This is a genomic window from uncultured Odoribacter sp. (assembly GCF_937966165.1).
Classification (GTDB): Bacteria; Bacteroidota; Bacteroidia; order Bacteroidales; family Marinifilaceae; genus Culturomica.
The window spans coordinates 1-17,589 of sequence record NZ_CALCLB010000027.1; the positions used below are offsets into that span (position 1 = coordinate 1).

Genomic DNA, 17,589 nt, shown 5'->3' on the forward strand with positions numbered 1-17,589 from the left:
ACATTGGTGCGTTCACCTATATTGACAAAGTTGTTGAGGGTTTTGTTGATAACAATGCTGTCCAGGCCGCTTACAACCAGTTGAGGGGAAGCAGAAACCGGAATCCTGGGGGGAAGTCCTTGTAAGGCTTCCCGAATCGCCCGGATGTGGGCAGGTGTTGTTCCGCAACATCCCCCGGCTATATTTAACCAGCCTTTTTGAGCGATTGACTTGAGTAGGGATGCCGTATATCCGGGCGATTCGTCATATTCCCCCATCTCGTTCGGAAGTCCTGCATTGGGATAAAGACTCAACCCGCAAGGCAGAAATTTATGGAGTTGTTCTACAAAAGGCAGTAAATCTTTTGCTCCGAAAGAACAGTTTAAACCGAAACTCAATAAAGGATAATGGGAAAGAGCTGTATACAATGCCTTCAAAGATTGTCCGGTAAGGGTTCGTCCGCTCTTGTCGTTGATTGTAGCAGATACCATTACCGGTAAACGACTTGCTTTTCCGGTCTGTACTTTGTCGATCGCATACAAGGCCGCTTTTGCATTCAAGCCGTCGAAAACCGTTTCTACAAGTAAAATATCCGCTCCCCCTTCAATTAATCCGCATACTTGTTGTTCGTAAGTGGCAGTTAGGCTATCGAAATCAATGGACCGGTATTCCGGACGGTTAACATCCGGGGAGAGGGAAAGGGTTTTGGACGTAGGACCGATACTTCCGGCCACATATATCGTCCGTCCGGCTTTATCCGCCATTTGCCGTGCCAGCCGTGCCCCTTCATAATTCAGGCGGTAGACGTATTCTGCACATTCATAGTCCGCTTGCGATACAGCATTTGAATTGAATGTATTTGTTTCTATAATATCGGCTCCGGCATCAATATAAGTTTGATGAATCCGTGCGATAATATCCGGGCAGGTCAGGGTTAAGATGTCATTATTCCCTTTCAGGTTGACCGGATGAGCTGCAAATTCCTTTCCTCTGAAATCTCTTTCAGTTAGCTGGTATTGTTGTATAGCAGTGCCCATAGCACCGTCCAGGATAAGTATTTTTTCCTCTAATAAATTTTTCAGCATTTATTTAAAATATAAAACGTTTATAAAGCCGGATAGAAAGATGGTTCTCAGACTTTAAAATGTATTTATACTGTAGCGGTCCTCTCGAATTCCCTCTGATGCCGTTTCTTTTTACCGGCAGGTAAATTTATTAGCGGTGATTTCCCGGACAGTATAAAGTTTAGTTAAAAAATTTCAGTTCAAACTTACCGATGACTCCCATCTTATCGTCTTTAATCAGTAAGGCAGCCATAATCTCATTAATCTTTCCGATTTTTTCCAGTACCGGATTAATATCTTCGGCTTTCCGGACAAAATTGGCAAAGGCCGTGGCATAGCTGTCGGCCAGTAATACGTCCCGGCAGATAATCATAACGGCATCGGCTTTCCCAAAACTCAGGGAGGGGCCTACCGTTCCGGAAGAAGTACAGATACCTAAAGGGGCCTGGGAAGCGTTGATGTGTAAGCCGACTTTTTCGGAAAGTGGAGAACTTCCGGCAAATACAGATACGTCCATGTCTTCTATGATATCTGCGTAAATATCCCCTCCGTTTTCTACGATTACTTCTTTTATGCCAAATTCTTTTTTCAAAGCATGTACCATGTATTCGGCTACAGCTCCGGCTACGGCGCTCATCGGTCCGATATGTGTCTTCTGGGAGACTTCCGACATTTTCCGGAATATTTCAGGAGCTTCCGGCTTTGCATGATATGGAACCAGAGAGGTCAAATAGCAGGGATCTTTTTGGAGATAGGCTTCCATAATGTTTCGTAATTCTTGTAGTAAAACACTACAAAACTGAGGCATTTCAGGTTGATAAGAAGCTTTATCCACTCCGATCCAGAGATCGGAATCTTTACATTTTACAATAAAGTTCATCCAGCGGCCTTCTCTGAAATGTTCGCGGTATGTCCTGATTTTATATTCCATAGCTTATTTATTTTTTGAGTTGAATAGGATTCCTAAAATTATAAAATTTTTAGTAAATTGTTTTTCATTTTATACCTATAATCTTTCTCATTTGCTTTTTGCATAATAAGCTATTTACGATTGTTCGATTTCCTCTGTTTCCTGTAAGACTTTAAATGCCTTCGGCAAATTCTATCCGGAATAATTTCTGCGGGCAGGATTTCAGGCAAAGTTTGCATACGATACATTTTTCAGGATTGAATTTTAATGTCCAGTCCGGAGCTCCAATGGTCAGTGCATGGGAGAAACAGGCTGAGACGCAGTTCCCGCAATTGATGCAGCGGGATTCGTCATAGGATATTTTACTGGACAGCGGGCTCACACTGACGCCGTTTTCCCAAAGATAAGAAATTCCTTTTTCCAGCTGGGGATCGTCAGCTTCCAGTTCCACTAACAGTTTTCCTGATTTTCCGGCTTCTATTTCGGCTTTTAAAATGTTGATGCGGATATCGTATAATTTCACCAGATCGTAGGTCAGGGAACGGTCGGTAGCATCTACCGGAAAGGATAATACTAATTTTTTTATCATGATCTATAAAGATTACAATTTGACAGATTGTTTTTTCTTTGCTTGGAATTTTAGTCTTCCTTTTTTATTTCTTGCAAGGATTTCAGATTTGTACCAATGGGCATGGGCCGGACGGGTTCCGAGAGCAGGAAACGGCCTTGTTGTATCCAGCTTTTTAAGATACCGGCTATTTCCCGGGCTTTTGCCAAACTGGCAACCGGAGCTGTTCTGACTTTGTGTCCGTTGATTTCAATTTCACCGCTGTGCAAAGCTGCATAGTTGGTTTTTCCTAGGATCTGGTTTCCATTTCCATAGTCAACGACAGTGGTTTCGATCTGTTCGTTGCGGATCGATACGCGGCTTGCCATATCTTCGTCCAGGATAGGAATGGGGATGCCGATGCCTACGAACATACTGACTCCGTATTTTTCGTAGTAAGCCGCCCGCAGAAAATCTGCACTCATATTTTTTAAATCTCCGATAACGGCTATTGTACGGGCATTGCTAGTCGGAATACCAAAAGCATTTGTTTCCTTGCCCGTGTGAAACTGTGTACCGTTCCAGCTGACATAACCTTCTGTTCCACAGAGGAAGATACGGGTTCCTAATCCGATTGTACGGCATTCCGGGTCGTTGAGCAGAGGGGAAAGTTCTCCTGCTGTACTATAAGAAGCATTCCTCATCCGCGGGAGAAGGGTACCCATATACGTATATTTAATCTGGTCGGTGGTGTTGGTTGCGACGTTATAGTTTTGATAGGCATTCCGGGGATTATACAGAATGGCTTCATTGATCGTTTCCCGGTTGATGATTGTTTTTATGTGTTTACGGGGATAACAATCGGTTCCTTTGCCCCAGGCTTCCAGTGTGATATCTTTGCCTTCGATTAATTCCTGTATCAAATGGGCTCCTCCGTAAGCAGGACGCTCCGGATTGCAATCTGTGGCCCCGATATAAGTGTCTACTGCTGCCAATCCTCCACTGACTCTTACTCCGTTTAATTCGATTTTTTCCATGCGAATGGGAGGATCGGCATGTCCGAAATTGATAAAAGCGCCGGAAGAACACATTGCTCCGAAAGTCCCCGTGGTGACAACATCTACTTTTGCTGCTATTTCTTTTGGGGACAGGGATTTGGATAATTCGGAAATTTCTTCGGCTGTTAATACTACGGCTTTCCCATTTTTAATTTTTTCGTTGATTTCTGCGTACGACTTCGCCATAATGATATTGCTGTTATAAGTTCAGGTAATAAATTTTACATTGAAAATACCTGATGAAAAGCAGAAACTCCCTTCTGTTTTTGCATAGAGGTCTTTTCAAATAGCTCCCCGGGAGCCGTTCTGTTGTGTGGATAAGATAAAATCAGCGCATGCAGCGCATACACATAGATAGGCTGTAAAGAAAAGAGAAATTTAATTCCTGGAATGTCTCTGATGTGTTGAAGTAATTCTTGTCTGCGCTCATCTTCTGCATGGTTTAAATTATAACTCCTGATTTTTCAGGACGGGTTTTGGCACCTTTCAGTATAACTGAGGTTGTCGGAGTTTCTCAGAGCCCGTCTCTCAACTCCTCTTTATAATTCAAACAATCTTTCTTACGGATTGAATTGATGCAGCAAAGAAAACTCAAAATCTCCTAAAATCCAAAAAAATAAGATGAAATTGTATTTTTATTTATTATTTCTATATAATTTCCCCCTTTTTAATTTTCTTTGTATAATATTGAACATTTTTGTGTTTTACAGCGGTCAGGTAGTGATTTTAAAGATAGAAAATGTATGGTATGAAAACAGGAAATCGTTTGTTGGCATTAGATGTCTTCAGGGGAATTACGGTAGCCGGAATGATTTTAGTGAACGATCCGGGTTCTTGGTCAGCTGTTTATGCCCCTTTGTGTCATGCTTCCTGGAATGGCTTGACCCCTACCGATCTGGTATTTCCTTTTTTCATGTTTATCATGGGGGTATCCCTGTATTTTTCTTTACGGAAGTATGATTCTCTTTTTTCTGAAGGAGCACTTATCAAAGTTTTCAGGAGGGCAATTCTTATTTTTTTGGTAGGTTTGGGAATCAATTGGTTTTCTTTGTGGTTCGGAACTTTTATGAATATAGGAAAGGGTGGGTTTACTTTTTGGGAACGTTTTACACAGAATATTTTTCCTGTGGCGGATATCCGGATATTGGGGGTATTACAAAGACTGGCAATCGCATATTTGGGTGGGGCTATCCTCTGTCTGGCGGTAAGACCGCGTTATTATCTGCTCACAGCCCTGTTAATATTGAGTGGTTATTTTGTCCTGTTATCTGTAGGAGAGGGTTTTGCACGTTCGGAGGATAATATCATATCGGTAGTTGACCGGGCCGTATTCGGGGTGAAACACCTGTATGGAGAATGGTTGCCGGGCGGGGGCCGTATTGCTTTTGATCCGGAGGGATTATTGAGTGCTTTGCCTTGTTTTGCCCATGTGTTGCTGGGAGCTTGTATGGGGAGAGTGTTGATGGAAGTGAAGGAAAACGAGATCCGGGTCCGTCAGCTGTTTGTTTTTGGTACGATGCTTTTGTTTGCCGGGTATTTGCTGAGTTATGCTTGTCCCGTCAATAAAAAAATATGGAGTCCTACGTATGTCATGATTACTTGCGGATTGGCGTCTCAGGTTTTAGCTTTACTGGTTTATTGGATAGATGTAAAGGGGTGTAAAAAGGGAAGCCGTTTTTTTGAGGCTTTTGGGGTGAATCCTTTGTTTATGTATGTATTGTCGGAAATTCTGGCTATAATTTTAGCTTATACGTTTCAGGATCAGATTTATTTTGTCGTTTTGGCTTCCTGGTTAGAGCCTTATTTTGCTTCTTTGGTATATGCTCTGCTTTATGTTATGCTGAATTGGGTGATTGCATATGCTTTATATAAACGGCATATTTATATAAAAATCTGATGTATACCGGATCGTTACAGGTTCTGGCAGGAAACATCCGTAATGGTAAAAATCCTGTACCCGTTCAGGGGACAGGCAGAAAAAAAGTTATATGAAATGTAAGATAGAGATTTTAGAAGGTTAGGAAAAATGAAAAAGATTTGTTTGGGTTTATGTATATTTATCTGTTTATCGGTGAAATCTTCTCCGATATATGAATTGTTGGAACGGATAGAACCGGGTAGTGCGCAGAAATTTAAAATCGAGCGGATAGAAGGACCGTCTGACTTTTTTGAGTTGGATCAGGCCGGGGATAAAGTGGTCGTAAGGGGAAATAATTATGTGAGTATTGCTACCGGTATTAACTGGTATTTGAAGTATTATGCAGGAATTCACCTTTCCTGGAATGGTATGAAGGCGAAATTACCTGCTGTTTTACCACCTGTAAAGGAAAAAGAAAGGCGTGAAACAGGTTTGAAATACCGGTATGACTTCAATTACTGCACTTATTCTTATTCGATGGCTTTTTGGGACTGGGAAAGATGGGAACAGGAATTGGACTGGATGGCACTTCACGGGATTAATATGGCTTTGGCTTTGACGGGTATGGAAATGATATGGCATAATGTTTTACAGCAGTTAGGGTATACGGAGGAAGAGATTGGACAATTCATTGCCGGGCCGGGATTTTTAGCCTGGTGGCATATGAATAACTTGGAAGGTTGGGGAGGACCGAACCCGGAGAGCTGGTATCAGCAGCAAATGCATTTGCAGCACCGTATTCTGAACCGGATGAGGGAATATGGGATCGAACCGGTATTTCCGGGATATGCCGGGATGTTGCCTCATAATGCGCATGAGAAATTGGGTATAGAAGTAAAGGATCCGGGAGGATGGTGCGGATATCAGCGTCCGGCTTTTTTGCAACCGGAAGATCCTGCCTTCAGGCGAATTGCAGGTTTGTATTATACCGAGATGGAAAAGAGGTTCGGGAAAGCGAAATTTTACGGAATGGATCCTTTTCACGAGGGAGGGAATATACAGGGCGTAAACCTGACTTTAGCTGCTCAATCTGTATTGCAGGCTATGAAAGAGGCTAATCCTGAAGCTGTATGGGTGATGCAGGCCTGGCAGGCCAATCCCCGTCAGGAGATCATCACTTCTTTATCTCAGGGGGATGTGCTGGTTCTGGATTTATCCAGTGAAAACCGTCCGATGTGGGGGGACCGGGAATCGGTATGGTATAGGGAGAAGGGATTTGAGGGACAGGACTGGCTTTATTGTATGCTATTGAATTTTGGAGGGAATATTGGAATGTATGGCCGGATGGACCGGGTGGTGGATGGATTTTATGCGGCTTCCCGTCATCCGGATGCAGCTTCCCTGAAAGGGGTGGGGATGACGATGGAAGGTATTGAGAATAATCCGGTTATGTATGAACTGTTACTGGAATTGCCTTGGCGGAAGACTCCTTTTACGAAAGAAGAATGGTTGCGCGGCTATGTAAAAGCCCGCTACGGAAAAGATGACCCCCGTTTACAGGAGGCTTGGCAGATATTGGGAAGAACTGTATATAATTGTCCTGTTGTGCAGGAGGGAACTACGGAGTCTGTTTTCTGTGCCCGCCCTGCATTGGCTATTTCCGGAGCTTCTTCTTGGGGGACGTCTGAAATGTATTATGCTCCCGGAGAAACCAGAAAAGTAGCGGCACTTTTTTTGGAGGTGAGCGGGCAATATAAAGGGAATAATAATTTTGAATATGATTTGGCAGATATCATGCGTCAGGCGATTGCCGATAAAGGAAATGTTTTGCAGAAAAAAGTTACTGAAGCCTACCGGGCACAGGATAAAATGGCTTTCCGGAGTTTGAGTCGGGAGTTTTTACAATTGATTCTTTGGCAGGATTCCCTTTTAGCTACGCGTCCGGAATTTCGGCTGGGGACTTGGCTGGCAAGAGCAAAGGCAAAAGGGGAGACCGAAGCAGAGAAGCAGCTTTATGAATGGAATGCCCGGGTACAGATTACGACCTGGGGAAATCGTAAGGCTGCTGATGAAGGAGGCTTGAGGGATTATTCTCATCGGGAATGGGCCGGTCTTTTAAAGGATTTTTATTATCCCCGCTGGAAGGCTTATTTTGATTTACTAGAAAGGCGTTTGGAAGGAGAGGAAGTGGAGGATATCGATTGGTATGCATTGGAGGAGCCCTGGACCCTTAGGAATAATAGCTATGATTCTGTTGCGGAAGGAAATATTACGGAAGTAGCTCCTTTCCTGTTCCGGGAGATTTTTGGGGATTAACGGTACGGAATGATTGATTAACGTTTGTTATCCGACTTGTTGTTGATGAATTTCCGGCTTGGATATAAGGATTAATGTAAAATATAAGTAGATTTCTTTTGTCGCCTTTTCCCTTCGGTCTGTTGTATTTGCCGGTCTGATACTCCACTCGCTTTTTCGTAATTCGTCCTGCGTTAAAACGCCGATACTTCCTCCTTTTAGTCAGGCTTTGCCTGCCTAACGTCGGCAAACAACCCGGCGTTTTTTAACACTCCGGACTTCAAACGAAAAGACGCTCGTTCCCGCAAGGACCGGCAAATACAACAGACCTCCGGTTCTGAACAAACCGCCCTGAATACCGGTTATTCAAGGCACAGACTGCTTCTCCGGAGTCTTGTTTTGCCTGAAAGGTCTGGCGGAGGTGAGTGTGATAGCGTGTGAAGCTACAGCGGCCGCAACGCCGGGTTGTCCGCCGACGTTAGGTGCATTCTGTGCACCTAAAAGGAGGAAGTATCGGCGTTGCAGCGGAAGCTGAACGTTACGCTATAACGAACGCAGCCCGAACCTTTCAGGCAAAACAAGACGGAGGATGGATACAATACAAAGAAAGAATAGAAAGCTATAAAAATTTACCTTTACCTCCTTTCTGGTTTAATGCTCGCCATCCGATTCGCTGATTATGAACCTCCGGTTCGGATAAAAGGGAAGAATGCGGAACGTAAGTTCCGCTCATTCGCTTCTGCTATGAAGCGATAATCCTTTAATCCATAGCCTTTTTCAGGCAAATTAAATGATTTTAAGTCCTAGTGTGAAATTGAATGAGCGGGGAGATTTGACTTTTATATTGTCTTTATTTTGGAAATTCTTAAATCCTTTTTCAAAATCGATATCAAAGGTGAATTTCCAGACATCTACACCGACTCCGACTTTTCCGTTCCACATTACTTTCCGGTTGTCCAGCCTGTCACCGAAATCATTATTATCCCATTTCAGCTTTCCGGTAAAAGAAGCTACCGGTCCCAAGTAAGCCCTCAGTTTTAAAGCCGGGACGTCTACTATATGCAAGCCCAGCATTACCGGAATATCGAAAGAGCTATATTTCAGGGAACTTTTGTTGACTTCATTTTTTACTTCTCCTTTTTTATGCGAAAAATTTAAAGCCGGTTCCACATAGATAGGGCCCAGGTTAATACGGGCAAAGACTCCTAACATATAACCGGTATTGGTCCCGTTTTTTATACCCAAAGCTGCTTCCTTAACCTTAATCTTATTGTTCGATACTCCGCCGTGAATACCGATATTAAAAGGAGATTGGGCCATCATTGTATAACTGCAAAAACAAAGGGCAAATAAAATAATCCATTTTTTCATATTCTTGTCTTTAGTCTGATTAAACAGTGTCTGATCCTGTTTTAAGAAAGGGTTCAAAAAACTAATTTCATTTTTTATAAAATTTTATCTATCAATTAACGTGCCATACCTTGAAAAATCCTCTATTCCGAATTTCTTTTAAATTCCGATAAGATGATACCGGTAGCCACTCCTACATTGAGGGATTCTGTCGAATAGGAGCTCTGTGCAAAACTGGGGATGGTGAGTTTATATTGAATTAATTGTTCGATCTCGGGCCGGATTCCGTTTCCTTCGTTTCCCATCACGATAAAACCTTGCGGGTTTAAACGGGTTTTGTATATGTTTTCTCCGTTCAGAAAGGTACCGTAACAAGGAAAATCAGGAGCGCTGAATGTTTGTAATAAAGGAATGAGTTCTGTATAATGTGTTTTTACCCTAAAAACGGCACCCATGCTTGCCTGTACACATTTCGGGTTGTAAATGTTTGCACAATCTGTGTCACAAAAAATATGACGGATACCGAACCAATCCGCTACTCTTACGATAGTTCCCAGATTACCCGGATCCTGTATGCCATTGAGGACTAACGAAAGGGATTGTTTGACTTCTTCTCCTGAATAGGTATATTCGGGAATTTCAGCGAGAGCAACCACTTCCGGAAGAGATTGAAAATTGGAAATAAATCCCATTTCACGTGTATCCGCTTCGATAACCTTCGGAACATGGCAGGAAATAGGGTTTCGGGCAATCCATTCCGGGTAGGCTATAAGGGTGTCGATTTTAAAATCCGATAAAAGAAGTTCTTGTACTAATTTATCTCCTTCAATTTTGAAGAGATTATATTTATCTCTGAATTTCTTTTTTTCAAGACTTTGGACTATTTTTGTTACGTGTTTGCTTAGCATGCTGTAAAATTGGGTTTTAACCTTCAGGTGCCGGGACAGTTCCCGCATCTAAAATTATAAAACAGGGCAAAGTGTAATTTGAATACAAAAATAATAACATTTTTGATAGTTGGAGAAGTGTCCCGGATATAAGATATTACTTATTTTTCTGTCGTTTTTTTTCTTCTACTCTTGTTCGCCGACAAAATATGTGGCAGACCATGAGTATTTACTGAATAAGGTCATAATAAAAACAGACAGTAAAGAAATTAAGAAATCGGATATAAAAAAGAATATCCGTCAGAAGCCCAATACCCGCATCCTGGGGGTGGCCCGTTTTCATTTGGGATTGTATAATCTGAGTGGAAAAAACGAGAAAAAACGTTTTAATAAGTGGTTACGGACGATAGGAGAAGCTCCTGTGATTTATAGCGATTTCTTAACGGACCGGAGTCTTTCCCAGATAAAATTGTTTTTGAATAATAAAGGATATTACAATGCCAGTGTACAGGATACGGTTTATTTTAAGAAAAAGAAAGCTTATGTAGAATACGAGGTTTTCCCCGGGAAAGTAACGACTATTGAAAATTTCAGTTTTACCGATACCCATCAGTATGTGCATAATAATTTGGCTGATACGGCAAAATTGATGCAGGAAGTATTGCAGGATTCTTTCCGCACAAAAATTCAGAAGGACGCTCCTTTGGATGTCGAATTACTGGAAGCGGAGCGGGAGCGGATTACCCGCATGCTGAGGGAAAGAGGATATTTCAATTTTTCGAAAAATTTTATTCAGTATTATGCCGATACCACAACGACTCAGCAACAGGATAAAGCCGGTTTGTTGCTTAGTATTGTAAATAATCCTACCGATACCACAGCTTATCATAAATTCAGAATCGAAAAAATCAATATCAATTTTGATTATGATCCCTTGGTTTTTTTGTCGGGAGCAGATTCCAGCTATACAGCTACGATCGAACGCAACTATGGGATACTTTACCGGGATAGGCTGAAGATAAAACCGAAACTGATTATTGAAACCATCCAATTCAGAGAGGGAGAACTGTATAATGTACAGAAGGTTGTGGATTCTTATTCCCGTTTACAGGCTTTAAATTTATTCAAGTTTATCAACATTGTGTTCCGGGAAAAACCGACAACAGCCAACGAGAAAATTTTGGTATGTGATATACAGTTGACACCTATGAAAAGGCAGTCATACAATATTTTTCTGGAGGGGACTCATAATTCCGGAAATATAGGGGTTGGTGGAAATCTGACCTATAATCACCGGAACCTGTTTAAAAGCGGAGAGAATCTTTCCTTGAGCGTATGGGGAGCTTTAAAAAAAGAACAATTTAATGAGAATAAGATATTTAGTACGAAGGAGTTGGGGGTAGAGATGCGCCTGGTAACTCCTCAGTTTTGGATGCCTGTTTTCCGTTTACACGATTTCCGGAGGAATTATGCTCCTAAAACTTCGGTATCTCTATCCTTTAGTTACGAACACACTCCTTTTTACGACAGACGCATTGCCAGTGCCAAATTCGGATATTTGTGGAGAAAGGCTGATAAAAAATGGCGTTATAATTTCGATTTAATCGATTTGAATTATGTGATGATGCGAAATGTAGACAGTGCTTTTATTGCAGGTTTGAAAAACAAATATGTAAAAAGTGCTTATACCAGCCACCTGATTTTATCGGCTAATTTTTCAGCAGTTTACACCAATCAGCAATTGAACGGACAAAGCAGTTTCAATTATTTCCGGGGGAATTTGGAGACTTCCGGGAATTTTTTGTGGGCCATTGATCAGGTCTTCAACATTCCTCAGGTCAGGAAGAACGAAGAACGCTATTACGAGATGTTAGGAGTACAATATGCCCAATTTATTAAAGCAGACGGGGAATATCGTTTTAATCATTATCTGAACAGGGCGAATACGATTGTATACCGTTTATTTTTAGGATGTGGCTATCCTTACGGCAATATGAAAGTGCTTCCTTTTGAAGAGGCTTTTTATGGAGGAGGAGCCAATGGAATCCGGGCCTGGCAAGCCAGGACGCTGGGACCGGGATCTTATGTTGCTGAAGATAATTATCCCAATAATGTGGGGGATTTTAAACTGGAGGCTAATGTAGAGTACCGTTTTAAACTTTTCTGGTTACTGGAAGGTGCGTTGTTCCTGGATGCCGGAAATATTTGGAATATTACGAAATATGAAAACCGGAGAGGTACAGTCCTGGGAGGAGATTTCCTGCGGCAGATTGCATTGGGGACGGGATCAGGATTGAGAGTGGATGCTAATTTTTTCCTTTTGCGTTTTGATTGGGGGATAAAAATGAGGGATCCGGCGAAACCGCAGGGACAACGTTTCGTATTGTTCGATAATGGGAAATGGATAAAACATACCGTTTTCAATATCGCTATTGGTTATCCGTTTTAAGCAGGAATACAGTTGGTGGGGGCGTATGAATTTTCCGGCGGTTTTATCTTTTAGTTGAAGTCAGTTGTTTCTCCTGACCGGTTTGATTTAATGAACGTTTATTATTGTATAGAATATGCTTTCCACCGTTGTTGTTTATATATCTTTGGTATTTCAGGTACTGGCTGCCGGAATAGCAATAAGCTTGTTTAAGCGTACCAAATTCAATGCTTCCTGGATTTTAATATCCAGTGGTTTTATTTTGATGGTCATTTCGATCATTATGGATCTTTTCCCGACCATTTATCCTGAACTGGAAGAGGAACTGGCTATTGTTCAAAGATGGCTGACTTTTATTATTTCGCTGGTATTGTTGGTAGGCGTGTTTTATATCCGGAAAATTTTTCAGTTTATGAAGCGTTTGGATGAGATGCGGAGGGAAACAGAAAATAAGGTGTTATCGGCAGTAATTCGTACGGAAGAAAAGGAGAGGCAACGCTTTGCCAAAGAGTTGCACGACGGACTGGGACCTTTATTGAGTGTTGTAAAGATGTTACTTTCCGGATTAGATGCCAAGGCTGCCCCGGAGGTAAATGAAAAGATCAAGCAAAATCTTAAACAAGCCGTTGACGAAGCGATCGTAAGTGTCAGGGATATCTCTGCCAATATCAGTCCGCATATTTTGAATAATTTCGGATTGAAAGATGCTGTGGAATCTTTTATAAAAAGACTGAGATCGGCAGAAGGGATTGAAATTCGTTTTTCCACCAATATTGGAGGGCGACGTTTTGTTTATAATGTAGAAGTTATCCTCTACCGGGTGATATGTGAGTTGATTAACAATACCCTTCGACATGCAGAGGCGCATAATGTCCGGATTGATTTGCAACTCAAAGAAAAGACGATTTACCTGGATTACAGGGACGACGGAATTGGCTTTAATGTCAGCCGGGAAGCTACCCAATACGGAATGGGACTGGATAATATTTTATACCGGTTAAAATCCGGAAACGGAGACATTGAAATCATCAGTGAACGGGGAAAAGGGATGCAGGCAAAAGCCTATATTGTCCTGTAATAAAAGAGGGAAGGAGAATAAATACTGATTGAAAGGGAGAACATTCTCTGGAAAAATAAATTTTTAATGATTTTAAGGGGAAATTCGTGTGAGAATTAGATAAAATTTACGATTTTTGATTTGGGGAAGAAAAAGGACAAGAGCGGAAAAGGCTAATATTAAAATATACTATGCAAAAGCTGAAAATTTATCTGGTAGACGATCATAAATTGTTCCGGGAAGGACTGAAGTTATTGTTGTCGACACAGGATTTTGTCCATCATATATACGAGGCTTCCAATGGAAGAGAATTTATCGAAAGTTTGTCGCTGGTAGATTGTGATGTGGTGCTGATGGACATTGAAATGCCCGGGATGAATGGCATTGAAGCTACCCGTGAGGCTTTGCGGCTTCATCCGGATTTGAAAATTATTGTTTTGTCTATGTATGGGGATGAGCAGTATTACTACAAAATGATTGACGCTGGCGCGAAAGGTTTTATGTTGAAAAATACAGGGATTGAAAATGTGGTTACCGCTATTAAAAAAGTGGCGGCAGGGGAAAATTTCTTCTCGGAAGAATTACTGTTCAGTATTTTAAATAATATGCGGGACAATAATAAGACGGAAACAGAAAGTCCCGATAGTGAAATATCAGAGCGGGAGATGGAAATTTTATATCACGTTTGTAAAGGAAAATCAAACCAGGAAATCGCGGATGAACTGTTTATCAGTAAACGTACTGTTGACAAACATAGAGCCAATCTCCTGAGTAAAACCGGTTGCCGCAATACTGCCGCTTTAGTGATGTATGCCATTAAAAATAAGATTATCGAAATCAGTGATTGAAGCATAAGCGAATCTTTCCGTAAAGAATAAAAGGCTGTTGAAGAGTAAGTTCGACAGCCTTTTTTATTTGTTAAAATTAAGATTTATTGAAACCGCTAATCTTAGTATTCGTTAAACAATTCAAAAAAAGTTGCATAAGCGGTTTTTTTATAACTAAACTAAAATTTATGAGAAAATTAATTGGTTTATTAACTCTCCTGTTTTTAGTTGGTCTACAGGTGAGCAATGCACAAATGCATACTGTCAGCGGTATTGTGACAGATAAAAGCGATGGAAGTCCATTGCCGGGAGTGTCTATTGTCATTAAAGGGACGACGATAGGGACGGCAACTGATTTGCAGGGACGTTATTCTATAGAAGCATCTCCTGCAGATGTGCTCGTTTTCTCTTTTGTAGGTATGAAAACGGAAAACTATACAGTCGGTAATAAAAGTATAATCAATGTGGCTTTGGAAAATGATGCTCAAAGTCTGGATGAAGTTATTGTAACCGGCTATGGGGTTACCCGCAGGAAAGCATTTACCGGTGCTGCCACTACGGTAGGAACACAGGATATTGTAGATAAAACCGATGCCAACCCAATTAAAGCACTGGAAGGAACAGTACCGGGTTTGCAGATGAATGTATCTTCCGGACAACCGGGTGCCCCCGCTACTATTTTTATCCGGGGACGTAATTCTCTGAATTCCGGCACACAGCCTTTATATGTTATTGATGGGGTGCCGGTTACTGCTGGTACAATGGGAATCCGTTCTTCTGAGGAACAGTCTTTGTCCCCTTTATCTACCCTGAGCCCTTCCGATATAGAATCCATGACTGTATTGAAAGATGCTACGGCTACTTCTATATATGGGGCCCGGGCAGCAAACGGGGTGATTGTCATCACCACGAAAAAAGGAAAAACCGGGAAATTGCAGGCAAATCTGACAGTAAAACTCGGTATGGAAATGAAACCGAGTATCCCGAAAAGTTACAGACCACTGAATGCTGACAGATATACCGAAATACAGGTGGAAGGTTTGCTGAATGATTATGATCTGTATGGAGAAGATGGAAATGCCGCTTATTACAATGATGTTCTGTTCGGTGGATATTTCCCTTATACTCCGGAAGGAATGAAAGAGATGATGTATGCCTATTTGGAAACGGATGGCAGTACCCGTACCAATTGGCTGGATGAAGTGACCCGGGTGGGATTTGTACAGGAATATAATCTGGATCTGCAGGGCGGAGGTACGACAGAAACTGCTCCGCGTTTTTATACTTCTTTTAATTATTTCAACAATAAAGCTTTGGTTATCAGTAAAGATTTGGAACGGTATTCCGGGCGGGTAAATTTTTCACAATCGCCCAGTAAATTAGTAAGCTATGGGTTTGCATTGAACCTTTCCTATACGAAAACCAATATGGGAGCCGGAGGAGGTTATTTTACCGATCCTATCACACAGGCGTATATGCAATCGCCTTTGATACCTGTCAAAGATGAGAACGGGGATTGGAATTTCAATACTTTAAATGGTTACAATCCCGTTGCCCAGCGGAGTAAATACGGGGATAAAAGTGAGGGAAAGCAATACCGTATTATGGTCAGTCCCTATGTGACAATTAATTTCAGAGAGGATTTAATTTTTAATTCCCGTGTGGGTATTGATTATTACGATTTGAAAGAATTCGGTTTTTGGTCTTTTTTACAACCTCAGGGAAAAGATATGAGAGGAATGGGAGAACATGGTTCTTCTGCCCGGACATTATTGAGTATTACCAATACTTTGAGTTATATTAAGACATTTAATGAAGAACACAATCTGAATCTGATGATCGGTCAGGAAGTTCAGAAGACGAAGGAAAATTTGTCCTATCTGGCGGCTTCCAATTATCCGCTTTTTAATTTGAATCAGGTTGCAAATGCAGCGGTGCCCAGCTCTGCTTCTACAAGTAAAAATGACTATGCAGTAGCTTCGTTTTTTTTCAACGGCCAGTATGATTTCAGAAGTAAATATTATTTTTCTATGAGTGCCCGGGCTGACGGTTCCTCCCGTTTCGGGGAAGATAACCGTTGGGCAGGTTTCTGGTCGGTCGGAGCCCGTTACCGTTTGTCGGAGGAAGATTTTATGGAATTCACTAGATCGTGGATGAATAATCTGACCGTTCGGACGAGTTTCGGTACTTCCGGCAATCAGGATGTCGGAGATGCAGATTATGCTCACGGTTGGTATGCTTCCCGGAATCTGTTTGGATTTGGTTATAACTATAACGGGCTTCCCGGAAGTGCTCACGAACAACAAGGGAATCCGGACCTGAAATGGGAACAGACCAATAAATTTAATGTCGGTTTGGATGTTTCTTTTTTGGACCGGATTACGTTAGAGTTTGATTATTATTACCATCGGACCAAAGATATGGTCTTTCTGGTGCCTATTTCCAGGACTACCGGCTTGACGACTGTACCTAAAAACATTGGAAAATTGGAAAATCAGGGAATTGAATTTACGATTAGTGCCAAAGTTTTGCGATTGAATGGATTTGACTGGGACTTGAGTCTGATAGGTTCTCACAATAAAAATAAAATTCTCAAACTCAGTACGGACGATCCGATTGAAGGTTCGATAACCATTGTAGAAAAAGGCCAGGATATTTATACTTTTAAAATGAAGAAATATGCAGGGGTCGATCCTCAGACCGGGGAAGCACAATGGTATAAAGGGACAGAAGGGCATGAAGTGACAAAAAATTATAATGAGGCCGGAAAACGGTATGTCGGTACAGCCAGTCCGAAGTTTCAGGGAAGCTTGATAAGCCGGATGAGTTATAAAGGAATTGATTTTTCATTTCAGTTGAATTATTCTTTAGGAGGGAAGATTTACGGAGATAATTTGAGTTATGACGAACAGATCGGTGGTTCCGGTTTTGATAATACGACCCGTTATGTCTACGATCATCGCTGGCAGAAACCGGGGGATGTAACGGACGTACCCCGTTTTGTTTTCGGGGATGGTTCTTCCGCCAATAATGCTTCAACCCGTTTTCTGATGAATGGACGTTATTTAAAAATACGGACTATGTCATTAGGGTATACCTTACCGAAACACATTACGGATCAGGCCCATCTGGGAACTGTCCGGGTTTTTATGACGGCAGATAACCTGTATACATTCTGTGCCAAAAATTTCAGGGGATTCGATCCGGCAGGAATTGGCGCTAACGGTATACAATGGTGGAATTACCCTACTCCCCGTAATGTTATGTTCGGAGTGACTGTTGCTTTTTAATGAATCGAAGAAATAGGCCGAAAGACGGTTGAAATTAAA

General features: G+C 41.6%; 13 protein-coding genes and 1 riboswitch. Of the genes, 7 read left to right on the forward strand and 6 right to left on the reverse strand.

Going from position 1 to position 17,589, the window contains the following annotated elements; translation table 11 throughout:
- The 4 genes from Q0465_RS10870 to Q0465_RS10885 all read right to left on the reverse strand — a co-directional run.
- On the reverse strand, window positions 1-1,064 hold a 1,064-nt coding region (locus Q0465_RS10870; protein WP_298616123.1), incomplete at its 3' end, for a homocysteine S-methyltransferase family protein.
- Between the two features lie 160 nt (window positions 1,065-1,224).
- Window positions 1,225-1,974, reverse strand: a complete 750-nt coding sequence (locus tag Q0465_RS10875; RefSeq protein ID WP_298616125.1) for a UPF0280 family protein — start codon at window positions 1,972-1,974, stop codon at window positions 1,225-1,227.
- Window positions 1,975-2,125: 151 nt separating this feature from the next.
- On the reverse strand, window positions 2,126-2,542 hold the full coding sequence (locus Q0465_RS10880) for a 4Fe-4S binding protein (RefSeq protein WP_298616127.1): 417 nt from the start codon (window positions 2,540-2,542) through the stop codon (window positions 2,126-2,128).
- 50 nt (window positions 2,543-2,592) lie between these two features.
- A complete protein-coding gene (locus tag Q0465_RS10885; RefSeq protein WP_298616130.1) occupies window positions 2,593-3,744 on the reverse strand; it encodes a homocysteine biosynthesis protein in 1,152 nt (383 codons plus the stop codon).
- A 258-nt stretch (window positions 3,745-4,002) separates the two neighbouring features.
- Window positions 4,003-4,106, reverse strand: a riboswitch (SAM riboswitch).
- Between the two features lie 200 nt (window positions 4,107-4,306).
- Between Q0465_RS10885 and Q0465_RS10890 the strand changes: the two genes are divergently transcribed.
- The 3 genes from Q0465_RS10890 to Q0465_RS10900 all read left to right on the forward strand — a co-directional run bounded on the left by Q0465_RS10890 (window position 4,307) and on the right by Q0465_RS10900 (window position 8,388).
- Entirely contained in the window at window positions 4,307-5,455 is a 1,149-nt protein-coding gene (locus tag Q0465_RS10890; RefSeq protein ID WP_298616133.1) for an acyltransferase family protein, read from the forward strand.
- A 129-nt stretch (window positions 5,456-5,584) separates the two neighbouring features.
- A complete protein-coding gene (locus Q0465_RS10895; protein ID WP_298616135.1) occupies window positions 5,585-7,732 on the forward strand; it encodes an alpha-N-acetylglucosaminidase in 2,148 nt (715 codons plus the stop codon).
- Window positions 7,733-8,202: 470 nt separating this feature from the next.
- Complete coding sequence (locus Q0465_RS10900) at window positions 8,203-8,388, forward strand: hypothetical protein (RefSeq protein ID WP_298616137.1); 186 nt, start codon at window positions 8,203-8,205, stop codon at window positions 8,386-8,388.
- A gap of 109 nt (window positions 8,389-8,497) precedes the next feature.
- Here Q0465_RS10900 and Q0465_RS10905 read toward each other — a convergent pair whose 3' ends face one another.
- Window positions 8,498-9,082, reverse strand: coding sequence for a porin family protein (locus tag Q0465_RS10905; protein ID WP_298616139.1), 585 nt, complete (start codon window positions 9,080-9,082; stop codon window positions 8,498-8,500).
- 122 nt (window positions 9,083-9,204) lie between these two features.
- Entirely contained in the window at window positions 9,205-9,969 is a 765-nt protein-coding gene (locus Q0465_RS10910; RefSeq protein WP_298616141.1) for an RNA methyltransferase, read from the reverse strand.
- Between the two features lie 190 nt (window positions 9,970-10,159).
- Here Q0465_RS10910 and Q0465_RS10915 point away from each other — a divergent pair, with 190 nt between their 5' ends.
- From Q0465_RS10915 to Q0465_RS10930, 4 genes are all read left to right on the forward strand, one after another.
- Window positions 10,160-12,397, forward strand: a complete 2,238-nt coding sequence (locus Q0465_RS10915) for a BamA/TamA family outer membrane protein (protein WP_298616143.1) — start codon at window positions 10,160-10,162, stop codon at window positions 12,395-12,397.
- A gap of 115 nt (window positions 12,398-12,512) precedes the next feature.
- Window positions 12,513-13,454 (forward strand): histidine kinase, encoded by a 942-nt coding sequence (locus Q0465_RS10920; RefSeq protein ID WP_298616146.1) that lies wholly within the window; start codon window positions 12,513-12,515, stop codon window positions 13,452-13,454.
- Window positions 13,455-13,624: 170 nt separating this feature from the next.
- Entirely contained in the window at window positions 13,625-14,281 is a 657-nt protein-coding gene (locus Q0465_RS10925; RefSeq protein WP_298616148.1) for a response regulator transcription factor, read from the forward strand.
- Between the two features lie 167 nt (window positions 14,282-14,448).
- Complete coding sequence (locus Q0465_RS10930) at window positions 14,449-17,550, forward strand: TonB-dependent receptor (protein ID WP_298616150.1); 3,102 nt, start codon at window positions 14,449-14,451, stop codon at window positions 17,548-17,550.
- The last annotated feature ends 39 nt before the right edge of the window (window positions 17,551-17,589 follow it).

What these genes read in the sequence shown, in the direction of transcription:
- Q0465_RS10930 (WP_298616150.1), top strand. Translation starts at nt 14,449, where the DNA reads ATGAGAAAATTAATTGGTTTATTAACTCTCCTGTTTTTAGTTGGTCTA.
- Q0465_RS10875 (WP_298616125.1), bottom strand. Translation starts at nt 1,974, where the DNA reads ATGGAATATAAAATCAGGACATACCGCGAACATTTCAGAGAAGGCCGC.
- Q0465_RS10885 (WP_298616130.1), bottom strand. Translation starts at nt 3,744, where the DNA reads ATGGCGAAGTCGTACGCAGAAATCAACGAAAAAATTAAAAATGGGAAA.
- Q0465_RS10925 (WP_298616148.1), top strand. Translation starts at nt 13,625, where the DNA reads ATGCAAAAGCTGAAAATTTATCTGGTAGACGATCATAAATTGTTCCGG.
- Q0465_RS10880 (WP_298616127.1), bottom strand. Translation starts at nt 2,542, where the DNA reads ATGATAAAAAAATTAGTATTATCCTTTCCGGTAGATGCTACCGACCGT.
- Q0465_RS10910 (WP_298616141.1), bottom strand. Translation starts at nt 9,969, where the DNA reads ATGCTAAGCAAACACGTAACAAAAATAGTCCAAAGTCTTGAAAAAAAG.
- Q0465_RS10920 (WP_298616146.1), top strand. Translation starts at nt 12,513, where the DNA reads ATGCTTTCCACCGTTGTTGTTTATATATCTTTGGTATTTCAGGTACTG.
- Q0465_RS10905 (WP_298616139.1), bottom strand. Translation starts at nt 9,082, where the DNA reads ATGAAAAAATGGATTATTTTATTTGCCCTTTGTTTTTGCAGTTATACA.
- Q0465_RS10895 (WP_298616135.1), top strand. Translation starts at nt 5,585, where the DNA reads ATGAAAAAGATTTGTTTGGGTTTATGTATATTTATCTGTTTATCGGTG.
- Q0465_RS10890 (WP_298616133.1), top strand. Translation starts at nt 4,307, where the DNA reads ATGAAAACAGGAAATCGTTTGTTGGCATTAGATGTCTTCAGGGGAATT.